The organism is Paenibacillus periandrae (assembly GCF_022458865.1).
GTDB classification, from domain to species: domain Bacteria; phylum Bacillota; class Bacilli; order Paenibacillales; family NBRC-103111; genus Paenibacillus_S; species Paenibacillus_S periandrae.
This window is the reverse complement of the sequence record NZ_JAJNMU010000138.1, coordinates 1-418: the sequence shown is the minus strand read 5'-3', so window position 1 is coordinate 418 and position 418 is coordinate 1. Positions and strand designations below refer to the sequence as shown.

Genomic DNA, 418 nt, shown 5'->3' with positions numbered 1-418 from the left:
GCTCAAACGATTCATTGAGCTTCGTGACCTGGATATCATCAATCGACAAGCCCCCACCCTGATTCATTCCCCAGAGTAACCGGTATTTGTTTTTCGATCCCGTCGTGAAGGTCACCACTTTACTCCCTACCGTTCCCGCTGGATCTGTCCAGGATGTCCAACCGAAATCCCGGTCTTCTTCCTCACTCCGCGCGACAAAGTAGTAAAAACCATTGGTGGCTGTCACCGCCTTGTGCTTAAACGATACGGTATAGGTCGTGTTTTTTTCCAGCTGCATTTTGCTGGGATCCGAAATACTAAATTCTTGCCAATATTGGCTTGGCGCTGCCTCTGCATAGGCTGAATATTGACCCGTTATGACTTTCTGAGGATCATTCGTTATGATCCCTGCTCCCGGTCCGAAGCTCGTCGCTTCATA

At 49.0% G+C, this 418-nt stretch carries 1 protein-coding gene; it reads right to left on the bottom strand.

Features of this window, described 5'->3' with window-relative positions; translation table 11 throughout:
• On the bottom strand, positions 1-418 hold a 418-nt coding region (locus tag LRL21_RS44950; protein WP_240422226.1), incomplete at both ends, for a hypothetical protein.